Annotated in this window: 20 protein-coding genes; 5 read left to right on the top strand and 15 right to left on the bottom strand. The window is 52.9% G+C overall.

Going from position 1 to position 26,761, the window contains the following annotated elements:
- Nucleotides 1-164: 164 nt before the first annotated feature.
- From SH668x_RS09635 to SH668x_RS09625, 3 genes are all read right to left on the bottom strand, one after another.
- Nucleotides 165-1,178 carry a hypothetical protein gene (locus SH668x_RS09635; RefSeq protein ID WP_437188480.1) on the bottom strand — a complete coding sequence of 338 codons (1,014 nt, stop codon included), beginning with the start codon at nucleotides 1,176-1,178 and terminating at the stop codon, nucleotides 165-167.
- Nucleotides 1,179-1,647: 469 nt separating this feature from the next.
- Entirely contained in the window at nucleotides 1,648-1,866 is a 219-nt protein-coding gene (locus SH668x_RS09630) for a hypothetical protein (protein ID WP_437188479.1), read from the bottom strand.
- Between the two features lie 239 nt (nucleotides 1,867-2,105).
- Complete coding sequence (locus SH668x_RS09625; RefSeq protein ID WP_437188478.1) at nucleotides 2,106-2,522, bottom strand: HU family DNA-binding protein; 417 nt, start codon at nucleotides 2,520-2,522, stop codon at nucleotides 2,106-2,108.
- A 649-nt stretch (nucleotides 2,523-3,171) separates the two neighbouring features.
- Here SH668x_RS09625 and SH668x_RS09620 point away from each other — a divergent pair.
- The gene (locus SH668x_RS09620; protein WP_437188477.1) at nucleotides 3,172-3,642 is read left to right on the top strand and encodes a DinB family protein; all 471 of its coding nucleotides are present in this window, start codon (nucleotides 3,172-3,174) and stop codon (nucleotides 3,640-3,642) included.
- Nucleotides 3,643-3,708: 66 nt separating this feature from the next.
- Here SH668x_RS09620 and SH668x_RS09615 read toward each other — a convergent pair whose 3' ends face one another.
- Both SH668x_RS09615 and SH668x_RS09610 read right to left on the bottom strand, forming a co-directional pair.
- Entirely contained in the window at nucleotides 3,709-4,656 is a 948-nt protein-coding gene (locus tag SH668x_RS09615; protein WP_437188476.1) for a response regulator, read from the bottom strand.
- Between the two features lie 233 nt (nucleotides 4,657-4,889).
- Nucleotides 4,890-5,363: an Hsp20/alpha crystallin family protein gene (locus SH668x_RS09610; protein ID WP_437188475.1), complete on the bottom strand. Its 474-nt coding sequence runs from the start codon at nucleotides 5,361-5,363 to the stop codon at nucleotides 4,890-4,892.
- Nucleotides 5,364-5,845: 482 nt separating this feature from the next.
- Here SH668x_RS09610 and SH668x_RS09605 point away from each other — a divergent pair, with 482 nt between their 5' ends.
- Together SH668x_RS09605 and SH668x_RS09600 are read left to right on the top strand one after the other, a co-directional pair.
- Nucleotides 5,846-7,042, top strand: coding sequence for a pyridoxal phosphate-dependent aminotransferase (locus tag SH668x_RS09605; RefSeq protein WP_437188474.1), 1,197 nt, complete (start codon nucleotides 5,846-5,848; stop codon nucleotides 7,040-7,042).
- Between the two features lie 459 nt (nucleotides 7,043-7,501).
- Nucleotides 7,502-8,779 (top strand): CvpA family protein, encoded by a 1,278-nt coding sequence (locus SH668x_RS09600; protein WP_437188473.1) that lies wholly within the window; start codon nucleotides 7,502-7,504, stop codon nucleotides 8,777-8,779.
- Between the two features lie 678 nt (nucleotides 8,780-9,457).
- Here the strand turns inward: SH668x_RS09600 and SH668x_RS09595 are convergent.
- The 6 genes from SH668x_RS09595 to SH668x_RS09570 form a co-directional block, all read right to left on the bottom strand.
- Nucleotides 9,458-10,444 carry an acetyl-CoA carboxylase carboxyltransferase subunit alpha gene (locus SH668x_RS09595; protein WP_437188472.1) on the bottom strand — a complete coding sequence of 329 codons (987 nt, stop codon included), beginning with the start codon at nucleotides 10,442-10,444 and terminating at the stop codon, nucleotides 9,458-9,460.
- Nucleotides 10,445-10,645: 201 nt separating this feature from the next.
- Nucleotides 10,646-12,181, bottom strand: a complete 1,536-nt coding sequence (locus SH668x_RS09590) for a protein kinase domain-containing protein (protein ID WP_437188471.1) — start codon at nucleotides 12,179-12,181, stop codon at nucleotides 10,646-10,648.
- Between the two features lie 298 nt (nucleotides 12,182-12,479).
- Entirely contained in the window at nucleotides 12,480-13,856 is a 1,377-nt protein-coding gene (locus SH668x_RS09585) for a DUF1501 domain-containing protein (RefSeq protein ID WP_437188470.1), read from the bottom strand.
- 125 nt (nucleotides 13,857-13,981) lie between these two features.
- Nucleotides 13,982-14,236 (bottom strand): hypothetical protein, encoded by a 255-nt coding sequence (locus SH668x_RS09580; protein WP_437188469.1) that lies wholly within the window; start codon nucleotides 14,234-14,236, stop codon nucleotides 13,982-13,984.
- The gene (gene lnt, locus SH668x_RS09575; protein WP_437188468.1) at nucleotides 14,233-16,086 is read right to left on the bottom strand and encodes an apolipoprotein N-acyltransferase; all 1,854 of its coding nucleotides are present in this window, start codon (nucleotides 16,084-16,086) and stop codon (nucleotides 14,233-14,235) included. The genes SH668x_RS09580 and lnt overlap by 4 nt, the downstream gene beginning before the upstream one ends.
- 150 nt (nucleotides 16,087-16,236) lie before the next feature.
- A complete protein-coding gene (locus tag SH668x_RS09570; protein ID WP_437188467.1) occupies nucleotides 16,237-17,466 on the bottom strand; it encodes a molybdopterin molybdotransferase MoeA in 1,230 nt (409 codons plus the stop codon).
- 313 nt (nucleotides 17,467-17,779) lie between these two features.
- On the opposite strand from SH668x_RS09570, the gene SH668x_RS09565 reads away from it, so the two are divergent.
- Nucleotides 17,780-18,394 (top strand): low molecular weight phosphatase family protein, encoded by a 615-nt coding sequence (locus SH668x_RS09565; protein ID WP_437188466.1) that lies wholly within the window; start codon nucleotides 17,780-17,782, stop codon nucleotides 18,392-18,394.
- A gap of 15 nt (nucleotides 18,395-18,409) precedes the next feature.
- Here SH668x_RS09565 and SH668x_RS09560 read toward each other — a convergent pair whose 3' ends face one another.
- From SH668x_RS09560 to SH668x_RS09545, 4 genes are all read right to left on the bottom strand, one after another.
- A complete protein-coding gene (locus SH668x_RS09560) occupies nucleotides 18,410-19,315 on the bottom strand; it encodes a hypothetical protein (protein WP_437188465.1) in 906 nt (301 codons plus the stop codon).
- Nucleotides 19,316-19,406: 91 nt separating this feature from the next.
- Nucleotides 19,407-20,372: a methenyltetrahydromethanopterin cyclohydrolase gene (gene mch, locus SH668x_RS09555; protein ID WP_437188464.1), complete on the bottom strand. Its 966-nt coding sequence runs from the start codon at nucleotides 20,370-20,372 to the stop codon at nucleotides 19,407-19,409.
- Between the two features lie 57 nt (nucleotides 20,373-20,429).
- Entirely contained in the window at nucleotides 20,430-21,224 is a 795-nt protein-coding gene (locus tag SH668x_RS09550) for an inositol monophosphatase family protein (RefSeq protein ID WP_437188463.1), read from the bottom strand.
- A 196-nt stretch (nucleotides 21,225-21,420) separates the two neighbouring features.
- Nucleotides 21,421-22,365: an FHA domain-containing protein gene (locus tag SH668x_RS09545; protein WP_437188462.1), complete on the bottom strand. Its 945-nt coding sequence runs from the start codon at nucleotides 22,363-22,365 to the stop codon at nucleotides 21,421-21,423.
- A gap of 750 nt (nucleotides 22,366-23,115) precedes the next feature.
- Here SH668x_RS09545 and secA point away from each other — a divergent pair.
- Nucleotides 23,116-26,667, top strand: coding sequence for a preprotein translocase subunit SecA (gene secA, locus SH668x_RS09540; RefSeq protein ID WP_437188461.1), 3,552 nt, complete (start codon nucleotides 23,116-23,118; stop codon nucleotides 26,665-26,667).
- The last annotated feature ends 94 nt before the right edge of the window (nucleotides 26,668-26,761 follow it).

Here is a 26,761-nt window from a genome sequence, read left to right as displayed (position 1 = left end):
TCTCTTAGTTGCTGCCTGCCACTCTTTTCACGGAAAGTTTGGCGGTGCAGTGGAGCGGGACGATTAAACCGTCCCAATTTGCGACAGAGACATCCGCCATTCATCTAGCACGCAGTGCGTGATGCCGATTCTACGCAGACATCGTCTCTGTTTGCCGATGTGATTTATCCGATTCGCAGGTAAGCCCCCGGGCGGGTCGGCGGAAGATTGTCGGCTTCAATCAGATTGAATGTTAGTAGGCAGTTCACAGGTTGTTTCTTTGAAGAGAGCAGGCCTGAGATCCATTCGATTGGCGAGGCCACAATCCGTCGATCCGGATGACAAATGTAGATGTTGTCTGAATGCTCAACCGACTCCAACCTGTTCCAGTCCCAATTGAGCGCATCAGAAAAGCACTTGCCGAGGGCGAATCCGAGTTCCGCCGCCAATTCATTACGGCTTTCTTGATTGAGTTTGCGATCGGTTCTTGCCCGTTCCACCTCTTTCTCAATCAACTTGATCCGATCAGCCACTGGAGTTGAAGGTGCGATCCCGAGTCTCTTCTCAGCAGCCTGAACACACTTTTGAAGTTCGATTTTATCTGCGCGCGAAAGTGGGAGTTCGACAACCTGATTCGCACCATGCGTAGATGTCAGCCCAGGAGCTTTTGTCTGCCAAGTGTCAGGACTGAAAGTGATGTCTTCGGGTAATCGGCAAAAGAGAGGATGATTCAACAGTGTCGCTGGACGTGCCGAGCTCCCTGATCCTGGGCGGGCCAGAATCCGAAAGATGACCGCAAATTTCTTTGACTGATAAATGCGGATGACCTCACCCTTGGACAGCGCAAAAGCATCGACAGTCCATTCACTGCCGAAATCCTCAATGTGGAGCATCTCTTCGCCAAAAAGAACTCCGTCTGCAAGCTTGATTCGACGACTCTTTCTGTCGCGAGTGTACCACTCAAGTTGTTTATCGAATTCACTCTTTCCCGCAGGTAACTGATAGGTTTCGATACGCAGGAGATTTGAATTGGTCCACGGGGCTCCATAATCGCAGAAGAAGGTGGCCCCGACGTGTGCAGAAGTCCCTTCCCAAACGAGTTCTGAAAGTTGCCAATGATCAGCGCTTTGAACAGTAAGGCAGCGAATCTGGAAGGGGCTCTCCAATACGGCATCGGTCGCGTTGAAAACTTCTTGCATGGCACCATCCTGCAGACTTTGATCACATCACAACACACAAACACACTCAAACATAAAACATGATGTGTGGCGAGTGGAAGCAGACGCCGACTCGCTCTGCTGGATGACACTTGCAGCGATAGCTCCCTTGGGCCCCACGCACAGAGCGTCAGTGAAAGATCCTTCAAGAGGAGAAGGCCAGCCCGATGGCGATGAACGAAACACTCAGAGTGCGGGGGATCGTTTCTGCCATTTCAGAACCAGGCGGTCAGGAAAGAGATCGACCACTGCAACGTAGACGTCTGCGTGGAGCAGTACGGCTTAAGGCGAGTCGAAGTTCGAGTCTGTCAAAGAATAATAGCTGCCCGGAATATGGTCCGGGCAGCTATTCAAACTGAATCAAATATGACTCTTCGGATCGATGGAAATCCCCTCACTCCCGGCGCGATCAGAGCAGGGGAGTGGGGAAAGTCTCAAATCAGACGGATCCTTAGATCACGCCCCCGTGAGTTCGGAATGGCGTTGCCAGGTCTGGCATATCCAGAAACCAGGCACGTTCCCAAATTTCGGGAATCTGTCGGTAGTTCTCCGACTGGTAAATCATCTGTCGCGTCCGATCATCCGGAGATGCACTCCAGATGGGGATCACGCATCCAGACTGAGCCGTCATCGTGGCGGTCATCGCAAACAGCAGGAACAATTTCCGCATGAGTCTCCTCCGTGAGTCCGCAGTTGCTTCCGCAACGCGGGACAGTAGACAGTCGTCGTCCTGCACTGGAACGATCGCTTACAAACTGACGTTTATCCAGATCTGGAGCTGATCCTCTTTTTCCTGAATTCTGTATCCGGAATCAGGAAGCAGAGTTGATGCAACTCCGGACTTCACATGTAGGTTGATCGAGCACGGCCTCGACAATTCACACATGACGAAACGTCAGAATGAACTGTCTATAGCTGCTGACCATCAGTCTGCTGCGGTGTATACGCAGAAAATGATGGGTTCACTGGCTCACTTGCAGGAACCTCAGAGACTGGTGCGACGGATTCAGGGCTGGCTGCCTGTGCAGCTTTGCGTGCGGCTTCTTCCTGAAGCTGCAACACCCGTTCTTCCATCTCTTTACCAGGCTTGAAAGTCACTACAAATTTTTCCGGAACATCTACCCGCTCGCCTGAACGAGGGTTACGAGCCTTCCGGGCGGCTCGTTTCTTCACTTCAAAGACACCAAAGTTACGAAGCTCGATGCGAGTCTCCGACACCAAGGTCTCAATGATGGCTTCAAACGTCTTTTGGACGATTTCCTTCGTCTTGAGTTGAGTCAGACCACATTCTTCTGAGATCGTTTTGACGATTTCTTTTTTGGTCACGTTTGGCCACTCCCGGCTGTTCCTGACGTTCGAATTGCTGGCGACTGACGCTGGCAGTCTGCACTCAACTGTAAATGCAACAGCAACTTACTGTCAAGTAGCCCGGAGGACTACAATGTCTTTCGCAGAGTTCCAGAAGAACTGTTGGAAAGCGACTCATATTGTTCATCGACGATTTCAGCGTCGTTAAATGAGTTGAAATCAAAAAAATCAACAAACTTTCCCTAAGACTCCAAACAGGACCAATCGGGACAATGATCGAATTCTGGAAGGGACGGATCATTCCGACAGACATGCAATCGAAATATTCACGCAACCTCTTACAAAACAAATTGTTACAACCGACCGAAAATCTTCATACCGACAAATTTCCATGCAAGTCGACGACCAGCGAATTTCTAGTCCTCTCCCCCGAGAAGGCGGCTTGATCGGGATGCTCCCCCCCAATTGCCGGCCTGTAATGGGAGTTTTGCACGAAAATCGCCGAGCAAAAAATCACTCGACGCCGACTATTCCCATAAAAAATTGGCGAGAGATTTGATGAAAAATTATCGGTATCCTTCGAACGGATATCGGCGGTTCAGTCACTTTTCCAACGTATTCAGGTGTCGAGGACACTCCGCAAACCCCAAATCAGCAGGAATTCAACATGTTGTATGCAGAAAAGATAGATCGCTACCTCGCCGGAATTTCGCTTCTGGAAAGCACTGTTTCCGGGATGACGCTGGAACAATTGACAGCCAGACCAGTTGCGGGGAAATGGTCAGCGCTCGAAGTGGTCTGCCACATCGCCGATTTCGAGCCCATTTATGCGGACCGCATCAAAAGAATCATCGCGGAGGAGTCCGCTTCGCTCATCCCCGGAGACCCGGATCTGTTTGCAGCGAGTCTCTCCTACGAATCGCGTGACATCAGTGAAGAACTGGCACTGATCCGAGCCACCCGGCAACAACTTACCCGTATCTTAAAAAGCCACCCTGATTCCATCCTGCAGCGGACAGGGAATCACTTGCATGACGGACCGCTCACTTTGGAAGTCCTGCTGAATCGAGTGACGAACCACATCGAACATCACATCCCGTTCATCATGGAAAAACGTCGGGCACTGGGAATCGCGTGAAGCGACTTTCTCTACCAATGAACATCGGAGCAAAGTCTCCTCGAGACCGAGGGCGTGCTCCAGAGATCAGAATGCAAGTTCCAGCGGGGCAGGGGAGGAGGTGGCCGGTGCAGTAGAAATCCGCACATACCGCTTCGTCATCCTCACTTCGTTCCCCTTTGCATTAAATTGAACTTCGTCCATAAAGGTTCTCATCAGAAGCAGTCCTCGCCCGCTTGGTTTGTCGAGGTTTGCTGGGTCAGTCGGATCTGGTTGATCGTCCGGATTAAAACCGGGTCCTTCATCACAAATCGTGTATTCAAGGCCTGACTCATCAATCGAGATGTTCACAATGATACGGCGATGCATGTACGGCGCAGTTGCATTGCGTTTCTGAATCAGGTCATAGAACTCGGCCTGATCATTTTGTCGGAGATCACTACTCACCTCCAGATTTCCGTGATAGGCAGCGTTGAACAGAGCTTCTTCCAGAGCGATCCCTGTCCGAAGGCGTTCGTTCTCGCTGAGCACCTCCATGTTGCGAAGGGTTTCCTGTATATGCGCGACCAACGCAACGAGCAAGTGAGTTTCATTGGAGAGAATATACTCAGAACGAACACCGCGAATGCAGCGGTGCAAATCTCTCTTCGTGCGATCATCTCCAACCACATTCAACACCTGCTGAACGGTTTGGATGAGCGACGACGCGAAGTTGATCTTGGAAACGTAGCTCGCTGCCCCTTGCTGGAGAGCTTCTACCGCGACAGTCTCGCTCCCCTGAGCGGTCATGAGAATAACGGGGAGCAGGGGAAACTTATCTCTGATGTTTCTCATCAAATCCAGACCATTCATCTCTGGCATGAGCATGTCAGTGAGAACGAGATCTGGAAGCTGATCCCGATGATTTTCGAGGTAAGTACAGGCTTCCTTTCCATTGGAAGCGATGTCCACCAGCCATCCGGTCTGCCGTTGCAACAGCCCTGAAACAATCTTCTGGTCAATGACAGAATCGTCAACCACCAATAGCTTTGTCATGGCAACCCTAGTCCAGTCTCTATGACGAAATAACGGCTAGAACGCCGCCGGAATCGTGGAGTGACCCGAAACAAGCTTCAATTGAAGATGCGAACTCAAAACGAAGATTGCCCTGAATTCCCTTGAGTAGGGAGTGGACATTGCCTGTCGCGTACACGTTGGGATTTTGGTCCGAGGTCTCTCTCAACGGCATTGGCGGCAAACCGGCCCTAATTGATTTTAAACCCGATTTATTAAAGCTGTGTCTCTTTGATTTCAACTTTTCTTGGAATGGAGTCCGCCCTTTTCGAAAGCACCACTTTTAACACTCCTGCCACCAGTTGAGCGTCGATTTCCGCAGCGTTGACGGGGGAGGGGAGGGAGATGGTTCGAGAAAAGCTTCCGGTCGGCCGTTCGACTCGATGGAACTTTCGCTCGTCCAGTTCTGCTGAAACTCCCTGCGATCTTGCACCACTGATGGTCAATGAGGTTTCGGTGACCTGCAGATCCATGTCCTCTTTTCGAACCCCTGGGAGCTCGATCGTGATTTCCACAGAGCGGGCCGTCTCGGCAACATCCATTTTCGGATCAGGTGCAAATCGGAAATTGGAAACTGAATCCCCGAATACAGACTCGGCCAGCCCAACCACTTCCTCACGGATTGCTTTGAGCGACGTCGGGGGGAGCCACTCTTTTAATTGCTCCCGATAATCGGAAATGTGTCTCATTGTTCAGTCCCTGACCTCTCTATCTCAATTGATTTAATTCGACAGAGTGACGGTTGCAAGATGTGTTGCGATAAGATTCATCCAGTTTCATAGGAAATCATCGCACATCTACATGCATTCACCGGATTTTATGAGAAATTTAAACTCGGCTTTCCACTCAGGTAGCAACAATGCATCGGAATGCCAGTGGAAGTGACGCGTCGATCCCCTGTGAACAGGGGACTGTCACGTGAGCTGTTGGGACTCCGACACCGAGTCGTTCGATGCAAAATCTGAATCGGAACCCTGCTTGCCAAGCGATTCAAAGCATCGGCTCGTGTGGATCGTTTCGATGAATGTTGGCTGCTCGCTTGATTCTGAATGCTGTCCATTCAAGAATCGCGAGAACGAACTGTTTTGAATCGACACTTGCGAAAGTCTGCAGTTGTCGATTTGCGCCCTCAAACCGGTCAAAATCCGGTTCCAGACCCAGACTGTCACCCATGCGACTTTCAGCAGCTGTCCAATCACTCAAACCATCCGCAACTATCGCAGCAGCCGCGAAGGCCAAAGCACTTAAAGCAACTGGTGTGAACGTGCATGAGTTCACGCTGGGAGAGCCGGATTTTCCTACTCCAGCACACATCTGCAATGCTGCCAAAGCCGCAATGGATGCTGGGCATACCCATTATACTCCCGCGACCGGCATTCCCGAGCTGAAAAAAGCCATCTGCACTGCCTACCTGCGTGACTATAATTTGAAGTATGAGCCGTCTCAGGTCGTGGTGACCAACGGGGCAAAACACGCGATCCACAACGTACTTGCTGCAATGTGCGGGCCCGGGGACGAAGTCATTATTCCGACTCCCTACTGGGTGAGTTACAGCGCGCTGGTCGAACTGACCGGAGCTAAAGCGGTACTCGTTCCAACGACTCAGGAAAGTGGCTTTTGCTTGTCCCCGGAACAGTTTGAGGCTGCAATTACCGATCGAACCCGCCTCCTCCTGTTGAATAATCCTTGCAACCCAACGGGAGCAGCCTACCCGGTTGCGACTCTCGAGGGACTCGCAAAGGTCGCTGTAAAGCACCAAATCCCGGTGCTTTCCGACGAGATCTACGAAAAACTGATCTACGGTGACGCCGAGTTCCGCTCGTTCGCGACTTTCGGAGAGGATGTCAAGGCGTTAACCATTATCGTCAGCGGAGTTAGCAAAGCGTACGCGATGACAGGGTGGCGAATTGGCTGGACTCTCGCTCCTGCTGACCTGACCGCGGGAATGAGCAATCTGCAAAGCCAACAGACAAGCAATCCGTGCAGCATCAGCCAGTACGCGGCAGTGGAAGCACTGAACGCTTCTCAGGACAGCATTCAGGAAATGCTCGTTGAGTTCACCAAACGACGCAATTATGTCGTTGATCGCATCAAGGCGATTCCTGGGCTGAGTTTCGCTGAGCCGGGCGGGGCGTTTTACGTGTTCTTCAACGTCAGTAGCTATTTCGGCAAGCAACTTCCAGGGAACAAAGTCGCAAACAACGCCAGCGAATTCTGCGACGCACTTCTTGAAGTTCCACACGTGGCTCTCGTCTCCGGCGACGATTTCGGTGCCCCCGGATACGTCCGCCTCTCATTTGCGACAAGCATCGAAGCGCTCAAAGCCGGAATTGATGCACTCGAGGACTTTGTGAAGGGTGCGAAATAGTTCTCTCGGCATTTCAAAGACCGCAGTCGAATTCGACCCACTAGCGGTTCCAGTCAACAGCCTGAAGCCGTCGCTCACCACCTATGTTGGGAGCGGCGGCTTTTTTATTTGCTGATGGAAAACCTGCAGATCGTCCCCCTGCTCCCAAAGCATCTCATTTCAACGGTTTCTGATCATCCCACACATTCGCCAGAATTTTCTCGGTTTCAACCGAGTGGAGCAGGGGATTGGCCGACGGCTTGCTCGGCGACGCGAACGTCCTTGGTGTAGAAACGTGGTGGATCTGTAGCGAAGTCGATCAATCGGAGTCGTTTCGACCAAAAATCTCTGCACTACAAGAGTTATTGACGTTTCAAACGCGAAATTTCCCTTTACCGTCGCAATCCCACCATCGTAAACTCTATCCCGGCCGAAACGAGGACGTTCAAGAGACCTCGTGACGTGAATGGAGTCGCAATAATGCTGATGTGGTTTGATTTGTTGGCACTCGGAGTGCTGATTTTCTTTGCGCTGCGTGGAGCGATGCGCGGTTTCATTTACCAGATTGCCAGTCTCGCTGGGATCGTGCTTTGCTTCGTGTTCGCAGATGCCGTCTCCGCAGCTGCTGGACCGTACGTGCATCTTGACCCACCGATGAACAACTGGGTCATCATGCTGGGAAGCTATCTCGGATTCACGCTATTGTGCTTCCTCGCAGCCCGAATGCTCAATGACTTTCTTGAGAAGTGCAAACTGAAGGAATTCGATCGCCATCTCGGATTCATCTTCGGTCTCGTCAAAGGGGTGCTTTTGGTACTGATCGCGACTTTCTTTATTGTCACGGTCTCCCAATCCGCACGAGCAGCTCTGAAGAATTCTTACACGGGGCGCTACTGTGCCATACTCATGGATCGGCTCGAACCGATCCTCCCCAAAAGGCTGCATGTTGCACTGGAGGAGTATATCCATTTGCTGGACTCCCCAGATCTGCCACTGGTCAACGGGCACGATCCGTTCGATGACCACGATCATGATCACGACAACTCTCCACTTGGACCATCGACCTCGCTCCCCAGTTCCTTCGATCCGTTTCGTCCAACGTCAGGACAAAGCGGTAGCAACACCGGAATTGATTCTCTCTGGAGTCAGCTCCAAAGCGTCTTCGATACGAAGTCACAACAAGTCGTTGATCGTGCGCTTCAAAACGCCGCCCCTCAAGACCGCGCTCAGATACAAGAGAAGTTGAATTCGCTGATCAAGTCGATTCCAGAGAAGGATCGAGCGGAGATTCAACAGCAGATCGTGAACGCAGGGGCAGGGCAGTTGCAGCAGTATCTCGACCAGAAACTTGAGCAGCTGGGCAAGCCGGTTTCCGGGAACACCGGAGGTGCCAACAGCGGGACAATGCCGTTCTCCGTTCCAGCTCTGCCAACAAGCACCAGCCAGATCAATTCGTTGATGAGCGACATCGGACGAGTTTATTCACAGGCTCCTCAGGATCTGCAGAACATCAACCAGGATATTCAACGTCGAATCCAGGGGGTCCCCGCGAATGTCTCTCAGGCGGTCCTTCAAGACTGGAAGGCAGATCTGCTCGGCACAAAACCTGACCCAGATCCCTCGACGAATATGAATGCCACGATTGAGACTCGCATTCTCAGCCAGATCCAAAAACAAGGGATCAATTTCAATCAGCTAACCGCTGAAGTTCAGCAGCGACTGCAGGCAGAACTGAACAGCGGCAGAACTGCCCAGTAAAGAGCCGCCGCGAACTTGGCCAGCCAAGCCCGCGCTCGGTGTGAACAATGAAACCAATTCACTCAAGAACTTTCCATGTGCCGCCTCCGAGGACAAACCGACAAGCTGAGCGTCGACCTCGACGACAGGGCTCTTGCGTCCAAACCAGGGCAAAGAATCTCTCGAAAAGGCGATCGCAGGGTGATTGCGAATTGAAATCGCGCCCATACCCCAACGTCCGATAATGTCCGTTATGTTCAGTTCGGGCATGGAAATCCCCGAATTTCGATGTATTTGGATTCATCAAGGTCTATCGCTGCTGCCGGCGAACATCAGCCGCTTCTGTGTAATCGAAGCCTGAAACACCCCGAAGACCGAGTGGATTTTCACGGACGGATCAGTCGACCGACGACGTCGATCCGGAAACTCAAAAGGCGAATTGCGGCGTCATCGGGCTGGTGCCTATTCCCGATGCTCTCACTTCTCAGTCCGAACCGGAATCGCCGAAGCGTTGGGAGCCCCCCTCGCTTGAGTGTGCATCACAGAATTGGCCGCCCCTTAATTTATCGAAACGCTTCTCGATCCGAGAGCCGCACTTCTCAATGGAACCGAACGTGTGAAACCATTCCTTCAAAACAAAAACGAGCAGCATGACCCATTGATCATGCTGCTCGTGAATCTAAACCTGAGCCAGTTGAACTACGTTGCTTCGGTGACGTCTGCGATCACCTGCTCTTCGAAGTGTCCGATCTTGCGAAACTTCTCATAGCGGCGATCGAGAAGCTGGTCTTTCGGAATTTCGCCCAACTTCTTGAGAGCTTCATTCAGGCTGGCCTTCATGAGCATGGCCATCCGCCGATGATCACGGTGGGCTCCGCCGAGTGGTTCATCGATCACTTCATCAACGATGCCGAATTCGAGCAAGTCCTTGGAAGTGAATCTCAACGCGTTTGCAGCCTTGTCTGCGTGACGGGCATGCTTCCAAAGAATCCCCGCACAGCCTTCAGGACTAATGACGGAGTAATACGCGAAGCGGAGCATGGCGACATGGTCACCGATCCCGATGCCGAGCGCCCCTCCACTCCCCCCTTCTCCGATCACCACGCAAACGATTGGCGTATCGATGCGGCTCATCTCACGCAGGTTGTACGCGATCTGGTAAGCCTGTCCTCGCTCTTCAGCTTCGATTCCCGGATAGGCCCCTGCAGTATCGATCAGACAGACGATCGGCAGCTTGTATTTGGCAGCCATCTCCATCTTCATGAGTGCTTTGCGATAGCCTTCCGGATGGGCCATCCCGAAGTTGTGCTCGATTCGCTCTTCGAGGTTTCGCCCTTTTTGCTGCGCGATCAACATCACTTTGCGGTCGTCGATCGTCGCCAGTCCAGTAAGGATCGCACGGTCGTCCCCGTAGGCTTTATCGCCATGCAATTCGACGAACTCGTCAAACACGAGTTCGATGTAATCAAGCGATTGTGGCCGGGATTCGTGGCGGGCAACCCGAACGATGTCCCAGGGACTCAGCTGGTCGTAAATTTCGCGGCGCAGTTTGGTGAGTTCAGTCCGCATATTGCGGATGACTTCCAAAACGTTGGCGCTGGGGTTTGGCTGATTTTCCAGCTCGACGAGTTGCCGTTCGAGATCGACGATCGGCTTTTCAAAAGGGAGCGGCATCAATGCTGACATCAGATTTCATTCAATCAAGAACACGGCGGGCTCAAAACATCCCGTTGAGCACACGTGAACTGTAATGGGCTGTTGAAAACGCGAAAAGGCCACCCCTCAGAGAAAGAAAGATGCATTCGCAATTGTAACGCCGGCGATGGCTTATGGGTCGCATTCAGTCAGCGTGAAGTCAGAAGGATCTGAAATCACGCTGGCCTGAAATTACATAATATCCAGATCATCCAGCGACGTGATGGACTCTGCAGGTTTTGGGGCTGCAGGTGCAGGGACCGCGCTCTGCGTAGGAGCCGGTTTTGGCGCAACCGGAACTGGAGGAGCAGGTTGAGGGACTTGCGGCTGTGGAACTGCTCCCGGAAATCCAGCCTGTGGCATCCCGGGGACCGGCATTCCCGGCATCGGCATCCCTGGATACGGCTGGCCTGGAGGCATCCCTGGATACTGTTGCCCCGGCACAGGGGGGTACTGCATTTGCATCCCCGGAAACTGTCCCGGCATTCCCGGATAACCTGGAAACTGTCCGGGCATCCCCGGTTGCATCGGGTATCCCGGTGGCATTCCCGGCATTTGTCCGTTTGGCATTTGCATTCCCGGTGGCATTCCCATTCCCGGCATCATTCCCCCGCCGGGGAACATTCCAGGGTAGTTGGGCTGCGGAAACGGGTTCATGCTCCCGCTGTGAGGCTGCGCTGGAACGGGTGCAGCTGCCGCTGGTTGTTTGGCTGGCTTCATCGGTTCAGGGAGTGGAACAACAATCTTTTTCTTCGGTTTTGCCTGGGCTTCCTGATTGCCCCCCTCGGCAGTCCGCTTAGCATCCATTCGACTGTCGAGTCGGTCGTTCTGCATCTGGGCATCGGATGCCAAAAATTTTTCGCGAGTGACGCGAGCGTGCTCTAATGGATCGACTTTGAAAAAATTCAGGCTTCGCGCTTCCGCAAAGACTTCATTCATCGTTGCAGGGCGCTCCTTGGGACGCTTTCCAAGCAACTTCAGAATGAATTTATCCGCGTCTGGCGTGATGTTGTCGTCGTGCGCAGAAGGATCGACGGGACGATCTCGAACGTGCATCATCAACAAATCGTTCGGATTCGCAGTTCGAAACGGTGGAACCCCGGTCATCATCTCATAGAGCGTGACCCCCAGGCTGTAGATGTCTACGGAGTGAGTGAGTACTTCTCGTCGAATCAGTTCCGGAGCGAGATACGTACGAGTTCCTTGAATGAGGATGTTCGATTTCTTAGAGATCGCGTGGACAACAGCACTACCAGCCCGACTCGCCAGAGAAAAATCGATCAGTCGGACTTCACCCCCTTTGGTAAAGAGAATGTTGTCCGGCTTCACGTCTTTATGAATCCACTTTTTATCGTGCATGTGGGCCAGTGCTTGGGCCATACACTCAGTGATTCGCTTGGCCTTAGCCTGAACCTGCGCACGGTCATTCCGGATGGACGATTTGATGTTACCGCCGCGGAAATACTCCATGACGTAGTACCCGTGCTGACGGGTCATCTTGAAATCCTGAATCCGAATGATGTTCGGGTGCTCCAGCGACTTCCCGACGTTCGCTTCGTGCTTCAGATTCTTCTTGGCCTCAGCGTCCTTAAACGCTTCAGGCAAAAGAATTTTCATCGCCTGCGTCTGGGTCGATCCTCCCTTGCGAACTTCCCAAATCTGCGTTGCGCTTCCTGTGGCGACGCAATTGAGAAGTTCGTAGTCATCAATGTTGTCTGAGTCCGCCACGATGCTCACCCTAGTTCGAAGCTGTCCGCATTGAATGAAATTCGGGAATCCGACGCGATTGCGCTCATCCCAGTGTATGTAACTCCCCAAAGGATTTGAAGAAGAGTAATCGGAAGACCGAGAAATCGTTCTCCCTCTCCCCGAAACTGGGGAATCTACTCATTCCTTACCCTTTCGCGAGGGTGACATTGCACTTCTAGCCCCTATCTCAGGAGCGCGTGGCGGCGAATGGTGGCAAAAACTCGTTCAAACGCTGCGTTTATCGCCGCCGGAACGGCAGACCCTCATGACCGGCGATTTAGAACAGCTCGTGAATTTCTCTCTTTCCAAAGTCGACAAGTGGATAAGGACGCCCTCCAGGACCGGGGAGATGTGCCTCCAGATCATAACCAAGGCTATGGAAGATGGTGGCGAGAATGTCACCTGGATCGACGGGACGCTCTGCAGGGACACCGCCGATTGGATCGCTGGCTCCCACCACACGGCCCCCCTTCACTCCTCCCCCCGCAAAATAGGTGGTGAAGCATTGTGGCCAATGGTCACGCCCGCCCGCTGGATTCACACGGGGAGTCCTACCAAACTCGGCAAGATTACAGACCAGAGTGTCATCGAGCATCCCTCGCTGATAGAGGTCTTCAATGAGCGCGCTGTATGCCTGATCGTACATCGGAGCGACGATGTTCTTCATCCCGTCGATGGACGTAAACGGCTTCGACCCGTGAATGTCCCATGTAATTTCATCGAAGACAGTCAGGAAGGAGTTCACGGTCACAAACCGAACACCGGCTTCAACGAGTCTTCTGGCAAGAAGGCAACTTTGTCCCAGCCTGTTCATTCCGTATTTTTCGCGGACTTCTGTCGGCTCTTTCGATAAATCGAACGCGTCCCGAGCCTGAGGGCTCGTCATCATTCGAAATGCAGCTTCAAAGTTCTGGTTCAGGAGCAACGCAGACTCGGAGGACTCAAAATTCTCCACTGCTCCATCAACAAGATCCCGCATTTTCTTGCGACGTTCGAGTCGTATCTGCCCGATTTCAGCTGGAGGGAGAAGGTCAGGAACCCGGAAGTTCTCTTGAGCCGGATTCGCGTTCAGCGAGAACGGGTCGTGAGCCTTGCCTAAAAAACCGCCTGCCTGTCCATTGGGAAGATTCCCACCGCCCCGCCCCATCAGCTCTGGAAGCACAACAAAGGGAGGTAGATCTGTTTTGCGGCCACTGAGATAGCTGGCCACAGCTCCAGCGTGAGGTGTATTCACTCCACCCGAAAAGACTCGCCCGGTTTGCATGACCTGCCAGCCCGCATCGTGGACAGCAGCACCGGTGTGGTAGCAGGAGCGAACAAAAGAAAACTTGTCGGCGTGTTTGGCATGGCCAGGCAGAATTTCGCTGACCTGAATCCCTTCAACGTTGGTGTCAATCGGTTTGAATGGACCACGGACTTCAGCGGCAGCTTCCGGCTTCATGTCGAAGAGATCCAGATGGCTGGGAGCTCCCAGATTGAAAATCATGATGCAGGCACGTTCATCGTGACCTGGTTTGATCACGCCCGCTTCTTTTGCTGCCAGAAGATGGGGAAGCCCGAGGCCAAACGCGCCCAGCGCACCGACTTGCAGGAAATCGCGGCGAGTCTGCCCATGACAGCTATGTGTCTTCCCAGATCCAGTGAGCGTGAGCATCCGAATTTCCTCAACGTTTACAATTTGCTGCGAGCTCTCACCCGATGACGAGCGGCTCAAAACTCATCAACAAATTACCATACTTCCGATCATTGAGTAAGTGTCGGCATAAATCCAGAAATGTACTACAGATTTCCCCAAACAAACGCTTTCAGCAATCGCCATGTCGCCAGACCGAGGAACACAGCACCTCCGAGCATCGTAATGACGCCGCTGACAACCGCACGTGTCCCCTGCACCGGTTCCGCCCGGCGTCGCAAGGAAAACTCTTTACGAGCAATGGCAATTCGACCGGATCGAATCATGTAGAGTCCCACAGGAATCATCAGGACATGAAACGCCAGATCTTCCATGGGACTGACTTGAGACAAGAGCCTCATGCAACATCCTTATCCTCAAGAACATGCGGAGGCTGTTTGCGGAAAATCCCGAGCAGCGCCGCTGCGATCACCGCGAGGAGACATGCCGCCGCAAACCAGTCGCCTGTCATCACGTACCAGCTTGTCCGAGGGTCGAGCGGCACATCGGCAACGATCGCGCAGGCAAGCTGCTTGTGAAGCCGACCTGTCTTTGGATCTCGCATCGAGTCCCGTAGCGGGAGTCCATCGTCCCGCGGGCTGGCGTCATAAAACTTCAGCGCATCGCGGACGACACCGTCTCCATCGATCACAGCGGAAATCCCAGTGTTGACTGCTCGAACTAACGGGGTGCGGGTTTCGATCGCTCTGAACTGGGATGTAATCAAATGCTGGTTCAGTTCGCTCGATCCATGAAACCATCCATCGTTGGTGAGGTTCACCAGAACTTGATTCTGATCCCCCTGATTCACCCCCGCCTCGTTCGAAAGCCGGCGAACAAGATGAGGAACCGTGTCCTCAAAGCAGATAATGGGGATCAAATCCCAATCACGCCATTTGAATGTCGCCCCTTCAGTCCCCCGATCAATCCCAAAACGCCCGCGGAAAGGAGTCAAGGATTGCAGAAACGGCATCAATTCTCGGAGCGGAATGTACTCTCCAAGGGGAACGCGATGATTCTTGTCATAGCGCGACGTCATGCCCACACCGGGCTGCACGAAGACCGCTGAATTGAAAATCGAGTACTTAGCTGGATCGGCGACAAAAGTTGAAGCACCGATAATCAGGGCTGCATCGACCATCTCAGCGATGTCCGAGAGTGCTTTCTGAGTATCTCGATCGCGCCAAATCCGGACGGGAATATCGCTGGCAACCTGATCGAGTTGCTCATCGGTCACTCCCTGTTCTGTTTCGTAAAGACCGTATGGGAACATCCCTTCAGGCCAGACGACGAAGTCCGGTGCATCCCCGACGGTCACCCCGGTCAGGTTGCGATGCTTCATATAAATGTCGCGAGGATCGTCGGTATTGTTTCGAACGTTGGCAACGAAGTTCCCCTGAATCAGGGCAACTCGTGGCCCGAGCGGGAAACTCTCTCCATTTCGTCGCGCCATCCCGTAACACACCACAAGCATGACCGCCAACAGGGAAACTGCGATGCCGTTTCGTTTGGAAACTCGGCTCCAATTGGCAGCACTCCCCTGCTCTCCCGGCCAACAGAGATTCCACTTCACGAGGAAACTCGGTTGAATCAGTTGGACCAATGCCGCGTTGGCAAGCACAACAACAAAACTGATTCCATAGGCTCCAAACAGATCACTGATCTGAATGAAATCGACCCAGCGATACTGGGTATGAGCGATGTAATACCAGGAAAACCCAGTAAAGATGTAAGCCCGCGCATACTCGATTCCCACCCAGAACGCAGGTGCTGCGATCAGTAACGGAAAATGAAAACGGTGAACGGAAAGGCGGCAAAGCCATAAAAACAACGACCAGTAACAAGCGAGATACGCAGAGAGGGCGATGAGCGCAAAGTACATTGTGGGATCGCCGAGTCGCATCCATTGCAGCGTGGCCAACCAATAGATCAGCCCTGCCAAATAAACGGTGCGATACATCCAGCGAGTTCGATTCGCTGGTAGAACAAGGCACAACAGCGGCACGAGTGCGATCCAGGCGAGCGGCCCCCAGTCAAGAGGAGTGAACGAACTCCAGAGCAATACCGCAGTGCTGATCGCAAAGGCGAATGTGCTGAACGCTCCAGGGCGACTCTTCTTACCACGTGATATGATGCCGGCCACTCGCTCAGCTAATTCAGGCGAATAAGGCGTTGCGTCATTCTGGTCTAACTTCTTTGAGACCGGTTCCACTCGATTTCCATCCCTGCCCTGTTTTGGCGCTGTTAACCTTCTTCAGGTAAACTTCTTCTGGCGACACGAGCGAATTCGTCTCGAGTCATGCCCTCTCGCACTACGTGCTCGACGACATCCAATCCATTGATCGACTACCGGATAATTGTCTCACCGTTTGCCCCACTGGAGTATCTGAACCCGGTGGCCCGCGTTCCAGTCGATCTCTCCTGCCGGAATCTTGAGGCTACAGTTTCCATCGATGGTTGATCGAAGATCGGCAGACCCTTTCCAGCCTGTGAGTTTGACCTTGAGACTCGCCTCCTCGCAGAAACTTCTCGCAGGAAACCAAGTCTCCCGATCACTGCGATGAGTGACTGGATGTGCCAAGATCACCTCTTGGAGACAAGGTGCTGACAGACGCCCTCCGAAAAAGCGATTCAATGCAAAACTGACGAACAATTCGAAGCAAACCATACTGCTGACAGGATTTCCCGGCAACCCGAAGACGAAGCACGACTCGATTTCCTCTGCTCCGTTCCATGTCCCGAACCATAAAGGTTTGCCCGGTTTCATGGCGATTTTATGAAAGCGTTCGACAACACCAGCAGCCTGGAGTTCGGACGGAACGAAGTCCGCCAGCCCGGCGGAAACTCCTCCAGAGAGGATTAGAAAATCGGATCGAAGTCCTTCCTGAATTTTGAGCCGCAGATCGTCACGCTGATCTCTGGCAATCCCCAAAACATGAGGAATAGCTCCTGCCTGAGCAACCTGAGCAGCCAACATCGCTGCGTTTGAATTCCGAATTTGACCGAATGCGGGGACTTGTTCGATCTCCACGAGCTCATCCCCCGTGGCGAGAATGGAGACCGTTGGAACTTTTTGAACGACAGGAAACGCGTGTCCAATCTCCGCCAGTATCGCGATTTCCTGCGCACGGATCTCAGTCCCACGCCCCATCAGAACATCACCACAACGCATCATCTCACCCTGTGAAATGATGTTCATCCCGAGACGAACGCTCTTTCGCATCGAAATTTCAACGAGATTCTCTGCAATGTTGTACTCTGTCCACTCCACGGGAATGACGGCATCTGCCCCCGGAGGGATCGGGGCTCCAGTCATAATTCGAACCGCAGTCCCCTGCTCAACAACGATGTCGTGAGCCTGGCCAGCAAACCGTTCTCCCTGCAATCTCAGCGTCACTTGAGACGAACGGAGATCTTGCGAACGGACGGCGAATCCGTCCATCATCGATTTCGCAAACGGAGGCGAATCAATCGAGGAAACCACCTCTTCCCCGAGCACCAATCCAATCGCTTCCGCGAGTGGAACCTGCTTCAGCGGACCAGCGACCACGTGAGAGGTAATGATCTCCCATGCGTCTTCAACTGAAATCATGAGTCATCCTCGTGGCAGCAGACAGCTGAATCTGGGATACTGGGTCCATAAACTTAATGCGTTACAAGAAGGCGGCTGCAATTCGGCAGGAAGTCGCAACTTCCGGTTGAGAGACAATTCAAAAACTCATCGAACGCATCGGAGAATAGCGAATCGGAAGACCGTTTCGATACTCCATGCCATCTACAATGAGGCGACCATGCGACCAGTTCGATTCATTCCGGTTTTGCTCGGAGCATTTGCCCTGCATCCAAGCTTGGTCCCGAATCATTCCCTCTCCGCCGAATCCCCTTCAGCAATTACTGAACGAATAATGCCCGCACCTCTCATGCAGTATGTGGACGCCCGAGTCCGCGAGTTTGATCTGATTCCTCAAGACCGACGTGAGATCCTGCAGCATTTCGCCGAGATGATTCAGGACCGAGTTTCGGCCGGAGCCCCCGTCAAAATCACCTTCATTTGCACTCACAATTCGAGGCGAAGTCATTTTGGTCAGATCTGGGGTGCAGTCGCTGCGAACCACTACGGAATTGCGAATGTCACCACATTCTCCGGAGGCACAGAAGCAACCGCATGCAATCCAAGAACGATCGCCGCACTCAAACGTGTGGGGTTTAGCGTCCAATCTGAGGCGAGTATCCAAAATCCGCGGTACGAAATTTCCTACTCAGATGAATTTCCCGCACAGGTCTGCTTTTCGAAGAAGTACGATGATCCGCGGAACCCCCAGTCGGATTTCATCGCTGTGATGACCTGCTCTGATGCGGACGAGAAATGCCCGATTGTCCGCGGCGCCAGCAAACGAATCGCGATTCGCTATGACGATCCCAAAATCGCAGATGACACTCCCGAAGAAGCTAGTCGCTACGATGAACGCTGCCAGCAGATCGCCAGAGAAATGCTCTACGCATTCTCTCTCGTGAAATAACGCCGACTTCTCGAATCAGAGTGCGGATCGAGTTCCAGAAGCATCGATCAGCCAGAGCCAATCGTCGAACAGGAACTGGAAGCGGATTGCCAACAACGCGATTCGCCCCATGACGGTATAACCGAACGCGGCACCGAAAGTAACCATCAGCACCCAGATCCCCACCCGAGAAACTTTGCCGACCACGCCGGTATGCTCGATCGAGAAGAAGAAGTACACGAGGGCAGAGAGAACACAGACGATGACCAGTAAGTGTTGGACACTTGTCCAGAATTGGAACTGCCCGTTCTGCATCACAATGACAGGCTCGATGGTATTGTGCACCTGACTGAGGATGTCAGCTTGCAGAAACCCCACGAGCCGAATCCCTGCAGTTGAGCCGATGATGAACGCCAGCGGCCAGCGTGCGATCCAGGCTCCTTTGGGTGAGAGCCTCCAGAGCAGCATTCCCCCGAGGATGAGGGGAATCAGATTCAGATACCACAATTCATCGCGGACAGGAGACATTCCGGGGACAGCCCAGGATTGAATCCAGGCTGGCCAGAGCTTTGCAAACAAGCTCGGAATGATGACCATCCAGTAGCTGACAACCATGTAGTAGGCAGCGGAGACACCGACAAAGATCGCCTCTGCGACCTTATAAAATGGGTTGTCGCGATACAGAAATGAAAAGACACAAAGCGTCAGAAACGCGGAACACCAAACCCCAAACGAACGCACAAAGCTGAACTCAGCTTCACCTGCAATGTAATCATTGAAGGTGGCGCCTGCTTCGCGCCCATTCAGAACGGTCACGTAGCTGGCCCCTGCTCCGACGAAAATGGCTCGGTAGAGCAGCCAGAGTCCGAAGACCAGCCAAACCGCTGCCCAGACTTTCGAGAGCGATCGTTTTTCTTCAACAGGCAGCGTCGTCTCAGACAAGGTCTTTGCTCCCAAGATGAGACTGATTGGTCACCAGTTTCCCAAGATGTCGGCTGTGACGAGGCACACAGCCGACACCCGAAATCCCAGTCTACAGTCCAAAAGACGTTTTTAACACCTCTTCGTTCACACCACCGAAATGATGAACACGTCCCGTTTCGACATTGTGCAAAACGATCTCCGCAGGGCTGAACAAGTGCGGATCCATCTTGTAGAAATCCTTCCCTGCTTTTTCGAACAGTTCCAGGAAAGGTCGACCATAATCCGGTGACCCGCTGGATGGAATTTTCGGGCCAATCTCCTGGATCTCGTCGTCGTCTCCGTTCACCCAAAGCGTGACACGACCGCCGTAAAGGATGGCATCGTTTGTCCTTCCGATCGCAGTGAGATCATCCAGAGCGACAGGAGGAATTGGCGCCCAGCCTGTTGCCGATTCGACGCGATTGACATCAAACCCTAACTCGAACAACTTGTGCATTGCAGTTTCAACGCAACGCGCAACGACCTGAATACTCCCTGCCAGACTGGCTGTTGGAGCGACGAGCAATGCGACCTTATCAACTGCGACACCGCAAGTTTTTGCGACGAGTTTCAAGACATCCGGACCGGGAATGCGGTTGGATTCGAGCACTCCGACGACCCCGTAGCTGGACTCGTTGTACTCAAGTGTTTTGAACAGGTCTTCCTGATTGGCCGCCGCTCGCATTGGGCCAGAGCCCATCGCAAAATACTTTTTGGTGCTGAGTTTCCAACCGGCATATTGGCTCAGCAAGCAGGCTTCGACCGGATTGTCTGTCTGGCAGACAAGCGATGGCCAGCCGATCCCCGCGAGAGTCCCCGGCGAAATTGAGAACTCAGCGAGTCCGGATGTGCAAACCTCAGCGAGTGCTAATCCCGCTGAAAGGCTTCCAGCGGCCTCCACTCCAAAATCTAGGATTACTCCAGGGCCCGAATCTTCGACCTGCTCAACTCGAAGCTCTTCCAACTGACCTAGGAGTTGATGCACAAGATCCCAGGCCAAATCGTTGAGAGCAGATCCTTCATGTTCGTCAGTCACAGTTTTTTCCCAGACAGATGCTATCGACGTGATTTTTTTGGTTGATTGTCACACAGGTCAACTGATGACGCTGAGGATGTATTCTTTGAGGGCGGGAGTGGTTGAAATTCCGTTGCCTCCCACTGCTGTGCTTTGTGCACCGGTCCAGTCCATAAAAACTCCTCCGGCCTCTTCGATAATGGGGATCAGTGCGGAAGCGTCCCACTCCGCGAGGAGCGGATCGACCATAAAGTCTGCGCGTCCAGTCGCGACGAGCATGTGCCCGTAGCAATCGCCCCAACCGCGTGAAAGTCGAGTGCCCGCACCGAAAGTTGTGAGGACATCGACGCGGTCGATCTGCTGAAACCCTTCAACAGCGGTGTAACAGAAGAGTGCCTCTTTGGGAGAAGCAGTTGACGTCACTCGCGCAGGGACGGCAGCATTCTCACCTTGAACCCACCAGGCTCCCCCACCCTTCCGGGCGTAGATCACCTCGCGCACCGCTGGGAGCCTGCAGATCCCAGCCAGATTTTCCCCTTTGTACTGCAGCCCGATCAACATTCCGAAGAGCGGCGTGCCGTGAATGAAAGACTTGGTCCCATCCACCGGATCAAGAATCCATCGAAATCCGCTGGTCCCGGCTGTTTCGCCGAACTCTTCCCCCATGACAGCGTCATTGGGATAGGCACTCAGAATCTCGTTTCGCAGCAGTTCTTCGGCCCCTCGATCAGCCGCTGTGACCGGCGATTCATCAGACTTGCGATCCACCACCAAAGAGGTGTCGAGGTAATAGCTGAGGACGAGTTGTTCGGCTCTTTCGGAGGCAGCGAGAGCAAACTGAAGACGGTCTTCGAGGACTGAAGATTCAACCATATACCACGCTGCAAGCAGATGAACGATGAGAATGCAAGTCGTGCAGAGTAGCGCAGATATGTACAGGAATCAAGTTGTTGAGCCAAGCAAAACGCCTCGTTCAATGAAGCTGAATGCTCCATCTCCGAGGCGTAACACAAGCCTGCAATCGCCAGTCATCTCGCTGACAGGATTTGTCCGCGACTCACAAGTGGAATCACTTCCCACCTGGGCGACGCTTTAGATACTGCTGGATAATATCGTCGGCCATCTTTGGAGCTTCTTCCTTGGCCTTCGCCTCGGCAGTTTTTCCGTCAGCAGAAGTAGCCGCAACAGGCTTCGGTGCTGGCGGCTTCGCTCCAGTTGTCTCAGGATCTGGCAATTTCACAGGAGCAACGACAGCTGAATTTGAAGGCTCTGGCTCTAACTCAACCTGAGCCGGTGGCGCGTACTGAGGCTGCTGAGGAACACCCATTGGCATCTGTGGAGGATAGCCGGGCATTTGCGGATAGCCCACCTGTGGATACCCCATCTGCGGATACCCCATTTGAGGATAACCATAGGGCATCATTTGCTGCGGCATTTGAGGTGGGTAGCCCATCTGTGGAGGATACCCAAGCTGCGGCTGCACTGGGACATTCGCCATCCCAGCAAATGCCGTATCGCCACCATTAAACGCGTTTGCCTCTGCTGGAACGGGGCTCACAACCGGAAGATCAAGTGATGTCTGGTTGCCGACCGCAGGGATCTGGAAACTCGATTCCGGCTCAACGACAATCGGAGCAACTGGCTCAGCTGGAGCCGGCTGAACGTCATGCTTGGTTTCGGAGTCAATCTGGAACTCGGAAAGCGTCTCCAGTGAGGATTCAGTTATCTGAATCTCAAATTCGATCTTCCCGATGGCAATGACATCACCAGGCTTGAGCATCACCCCACCGCGGATGCGGTCGCCATTCACCATCGTTCCGTTGGTACTGCCGAGGTCACGCAAGCGCACTTCGTAGTCGTCGACAGTGAAGACACAATGATGCCGACTCACTGTGTCGCTGTTTGGACGAAGATGGCAATCTTCCTCGCGCCCAATGAGAAACTTCCCCACAGGGAGTGGAATCAGAACTCCGGCCTGTTTCCCAGTAATTACCTTTAACTCAGCTTGTCTCATGAGAGCCTACTCCATCTCCCCGGACCACACTGCTCAACCCACAACCGGACGGTGCGATTAAACGGTGTATCGATTTAACATCCGGAACAATTCCCGTTCCTCAGATTCGGTTCGAGAATCTCCTGCTTTATGGCAACCTGGAAACAGAACACTGGAAACGTATAAAACGAGAAAAGATGGAAAGATTCAGAAGTGCAACAGATAAGGATGTTTTTGAGACTAACTAGAAATTTTAAATCTGTCAAATTCGGTATCAACCAGATCAAGCGACTTCTTTTAGAAGTTTATGAAATTTTAATTTTTAAGTCTGCCATTTCTCGTTGGGTCGCAAATTTAGACCAGCCACCGACAGGAACAAGGAATCGTCTTCGTGATTCTCAGCGCACTGCCGAATCGCTTTACCCGGCTAGTTTGCAGGCAATGCCTCGGCCACTAGGTGTCGTTCCAACCCTGTGAAACTTCCGTCGCGCGTAGATTTCGGCTCTCTAACGGAAACAGAGGCGTATTGACCATCTTTGAGTCTGGAAATAAACTTTTTCGGTATGGCGGGTTGTGACGACTCTCCCACCTGACTGGAAAATCACGTAAAACATGGATGACGGGACTTTCCCTCAGGTGCGGCTGGTTCTCCCAAACCAGTTTGTTGGCGATGTGCCGAGTTTCTAAGTGGATGGCGTGCATCCGCATCAGTGAAATTCCCAAGGAATTTGCTGGTCGGGAGCCCCTTTCGAAAACGTCTGGACTCAAGACATGGACTTCTTTGATCGTCTCGGTGAAATCTTCACGGGCTTCACCGCATTGATGGAACGCACAATTCGCGGACTGTTTGGTTCATCCAATGATCGCGAAATTCGGCGGATCGGCTACGTCCGCGAGCAAGATGGCTCATCCAAAGTGATCCCTGGGAGCACCCTCGATCGAATCAATCAGCTCGAACCGGAGATGCAGAAGCTGACGGAAGGAGAACTGAGAGGCGTCACAGACAAACTTCGGGCAAAAATTGCCGATGGGCAATCGCTCGATCAAGTTCTTCCAGAAGCGTTCGCTGCTGTTCGTGAATCAGCTGTCCGTTACCTGCACATGCGTCACTACGACGTTCAGATGGTCGGCGGTTACATCCTCAATCAGGGCAAAATCGCTGAAATGGTGACCGGGGAAGGAAAAACCCTCGTCGCTTCCCTGCCCGCTTATCTGAACGCACTTAAGGGAAAAGTTCACGTCGTGACGGTGAACGACTACCTCGCGAAGCGCGATATGGAGTGGGTTGGTCCTCTCCACATGGGACTTGGCCTGACCATGGGAGCAATTCAGTCCCATATGCAGCCTCATGAACGCCAACGTGAATACGCTGCGAACATCACCTACGGAACAAATAACGAATTCGGCTTTGATTACCTGCGCGACAACATGAAACGCAGCGCTGCGTTGCAGGTACAGGGACCGCTCGACTTTGCACTTGTCGACGAAATCGACAACATTCTGATCGACGAAGCCCGAACCCCGTTGATCATTTCCGGTGCGGCACACGACGACATCACCAAGTACCCTCGCGCCGACAAAATCGTTCGACAGCTTCAGCGGGATGTCGACTTCGAAGTGAAGGAAAAGGAACACACGACACACCTGACAGACGACGGAATTCGCAAAGCGGAACGGCTCGTTGGTGTCGACAGTTTCTACACAGCAGGCAACATGGAATGGCCTCACCTGCTCGACAATGCTCTCAAAGCTCACCACCTCTACAAACGCGACGTCAATTACGTCGTAGAAAATGGTGAAGTCGTCATCGTTGACGAACACACCGGACGAAAGATGCACGGTCGCCAGTGGAGCGATGGACTGCATCAGGCTGTGGAAGCCAAAGAAGGAGTTCGCATCAAGGAGGTCTCGCAGACCCTCGCCACGATCACTTTGCAGAACTACTTCAAGCTGTACAAAAAGCTGGGCGGAATGACCGGTACAGCGATGACCGAAGCAAACGAGTTCTACAAGATTTACGGACTCGACGTGGTCGCGGTTCCGACGAACCGTCCGATGAAACGTATCAATTATCAGGACGTCATTTACCGTACTGAAGGCGAGAAGTGGAAAGCGGTGATTGACGAAATCGACGACGTCCACAAGACAGGTCGTCCGATTCTTGTTGGTACTGTTTCGATCGAGAAGAGCGAGCGAATTTCCTCAATGCTCGAAAAGCGGGGAATCAAACATGCAGTTCTCAACGCGAAGTACCATGAGCGTGAAGCTGAGTTCGTAGCACAGGCTGGCCGTCTGAATGCGGTGACGATCGCCACAAACATGGCTGGCCGTGGTACCGACATCATTCTCGGGGGAAATGCGGAACATCTCGCCTGGGAAACTCTTAAAAACAAATACGCCAATCGTCTGGATGTTCCAAAACGTGAATGGGACGAACTCGCTGACGAGATTGCACAGCGAGAAGGGATGAAAGTCGATGGACGTAAAGTCGCTGAACTGGGCGGCCTTCACGTGATCGGAACTGAACGGCACGATTCCCGCCGCATCGACCTCCAGCTACGTGGTCGATCTGGTCGTCAGGGAGACCCTGGTTCAAGCCGCTTCTTCCTTTCTCTCGAAGATGACCTGATGCGCATCTTCGCTGGGGAAAAGGTCAAAGCAATGTTGACCTGGCTGGGAATGAAAGACGGCGAAGCGATTGAGCACTCAATGGTTTCCCGCCAAATCGAGAAAGCACAAAAGCGAGTCGAAGAACGTCACTTCGAGTCCCGCAAGAGTCTCCTCGAATACGACGAAGTGATGGACTTCCAGCGCAAGGAAGTTTACAGCTACCGCCAGAGAATCCTCGACGGAGTCAATTGCCGTGACCTGATTCTCGGGATGCTCAATAAACAGGTGGAGAAGTTTGCATCTCAGTTCCTGGCTCCACAATATCGCGACGAAACCGCCGCTGCGTTTGCAACTCGTGAACTCGGTATTGTTGTCGACCGACAAAACGTTCGCGACATGAGCAAAGACCAAATGGTCGAGTTCCTGAGCCGAGAAGCTCAGAATCAGGCGGAAGGCCTGATTGAAGAACGATTGGACGAAACCCTGCCGAAGGATGCAGATCCCCGCGAATGGAACTGGCAGACACTTGCAAACTGGGCTAACGGTTACTTTGGCCTGAATCTGAACGATCGTGAATTGCGTAAGATTGCTCGCGGCGATCTCCCTGAGGGAGAGTTTGAGCGTGACGATGTCGCCCGCTACCTGTCACAGCGAGCAAATGAAGCAATTCAGCGATACGACTTCAGTCCATTGGATGTCATTCTGGCTGACGATTTTGGGCAGAAACAGCTTTCCGGCTGGCTGCGACATTACTTCGGCGTCGAGATGACACCGGAAGAAATTCAGAAGTACGAAACCGCATCCTACGCAATTCCGGAAGTTCAGTCTCGTGTCCGAGAGCGTTATCACGAACGCGAGATCCGCTTCCCGGTACTTGTCGGAATCAATAAGTATTTCGGCCAAAACCACGACCGTGACGGGCTGGTTCAATGGGCAAACGAGCGATTCGCGACGAATCTGACAGAAGACGATTTCAAAGAGAAGGAACGCAATCAGCTTGCTGAAATCCTTCTTGATCGAAGCCGAGCGTATTACCCTTCAAAGCTGGACTTCGACGCTGTCGAAGAAGCCGCGGCGAAGGCGTTCAGTGGAGACGATGCGGTTTCAAACAGTCCAGCCTTGAAGTCCTTTATCGCACTTGTTCGCGAGAAGATGCGGATTCCGCTCGACGTCAATGAACTGGTCAAGTTGCCAAGCAAGCAGGCCGCTCAGGTTCACCTGAACAAAGTCGACGAGCTTTACCGCCCTGAGTTGGGTCAGGCGGAACGATTCCTGTTGCTCGAAATGCTCGACCACGCGTGGAAAGAGCATCTCTACTACATGGACCACCTGCGCACTGGAATCGGACTTGTTGGCTACGCCCAGAAAGATCCGAAGGTCGAATACAAGAGGGAAGGGATGAAGGCGTTCGAGCAGATGTGGGAACGCATCGCTGAGCAGTCCACTTCGGCAGTCTTCCGACTCGAAACCGAAAGCTCCCCTGAGTTTTTGGAGAACCTCTGGTCCAATGCCGTTGCCCAGCAGGCACAGGCACGATCAGCGATTCAGGAATACCGGGAATCCGGTCCGAACGAAGATGGAACCACCAACAGCGGTGAAGAACCACAAGCTGTTCAGACCATTCGGAATTTCGACGACAAAGTCGGCCGTAACGACTTGTGCCCCTGCGGAAGCGGAAAGAAGTACAAGAAGTGCCACGGAGCTGATAAATAGGCCTTGATTCTCAAGTCTCAGGTTGATGGCAACAACCTGCGGCAATGATCCGGTAGGAATACTGCGATGATCGCTGCAGGATTTTCAGACGATC

The organism is Planctomicrobium mucosum, assembly GCF_051466335.1.
Taxonomy (GTDB): Bacteria; Planctomycetota; Planctomycetia; order Planctomycetales; family Planctomycetaceae; genus Planctomicrobium.
This window is presented reverse-complemented; position numbering and strand designations above follow the sequence as displayed.

What these genes read in the sequence shown, in the direction of transcription:
- SH668x_RS09600 (WP_437188473.1), top strand. Translation starts at nt 7,502, where the DNA reads ATGCTGATGTGGTTTGATTTGTTGGCACTCGGAGTGCTGATTTTCTTT.
- SH668x_RS09635 (WP_437188480.1), bottom strand. Translation starts at nt 1,178, where the DNA reads ATGCAAGAAGTTTTCAACGCGACCGATGCCGTATTGGAGAGCCCCTTC.
- SH668x_RS09595 (WP_437188472.1), bottom strand. Translation starts at nt 10,444, where the DNA reads ATGTCAGCATTGATGCCGCTCCCTTTTGAAAAGCCGATCGTCGATCTC.
- SH668x_RS09550 (WP_437188463.1), bottom strand. Translation starts at nt 21,224, where the DNA reads ATGGTTGAATCTTCAGTCCTCGAAGACCGTCTTCAGTTTGCTCTCGCT.
- SH668x_RS09615 (WP_437188476.1), bottom strand. Translation starts at nt 4,656, where the DNA reads ATGACAAAGCTATTGGTGGTTGACGATTCTGTCATTGACCAGAAGATT.
- SH668x_RS09610 (WP_437188475.1), bottom strand. Translation starts at nt 5,363, where the DNA reads ATGAGACACATTTCCGATTATCGGGAGCAATTAAAAGAGTGGCTCCCC.
- SH668x_RS09565 (WP_437188466.1), top strand. Translation starts at nt 17,780, where the DNA reads ATGCCCGCACCTCTCATGCAGTATGTGGACGCCCGAGTCCGCGAGTTT.
- SH668x_RS09545 (WP_437188462.1), bottom strand. Translation starts at nt 22,365, where the DNA reads ATGAGACAAGCTGAGTTAAAGGTAATTACTGGGAAACAGGCCGGAGTT.
- SH668x_RS09570 (WP_437188467.1), bottom strand. Translation starts at nt 17,466, where the DNA reads ATGATTTCAGTTGAAGACGCATGGGAGATCATTACCTCTCACGTGGTC.
- SH668x_RS09585 (WP_437188470.1), bottom strand. Translation starts at nt 13,856, where the DNA reads ATGCTCACGCTCACTGGATCTGGGAAGACACATAGCTGTCATGGGCAG.
- SH668x_RS09620 (WP_437188477.1), top strand. Translation starts at nt 3,172, where the DNA reads ATGTTGTATGCAGAAAAGATAGATCGCTACCTCGCCGGAATTTCGCTT.
- secA (WP_437188461.1), top strand. Translation starts at nt 23,116, where the DNA reads ATGGACTTCTTTGATCGTCTCGGTGAAATCTTCACGGGCTTCACCGCA.
- SH668x_RS09630 (WP_437188479.1), bottom strand. Translation starts at nt 1,866, where the DNA reads ATGCGGAAATTGTTCCTGCTGTTTGCGATGACCGCCACGATGACGGCT.
- SH668x_RS09580 (WP_437188469.1), bottom strand. Translation starts at nt 14,236, where the DNA reads ATGAGGCTCTTGTCTCAAGTCAGTCCCATGGAAGATCTGGCGTTTCAT.
- SH668x_RS09605 (WP_437188474.1), top strand. Translation starts at nt 5,846, where the DNA reads ATGCGACTTTCAGCAGCTGTCCAATCACTCAAACCATCCGCAACTATC.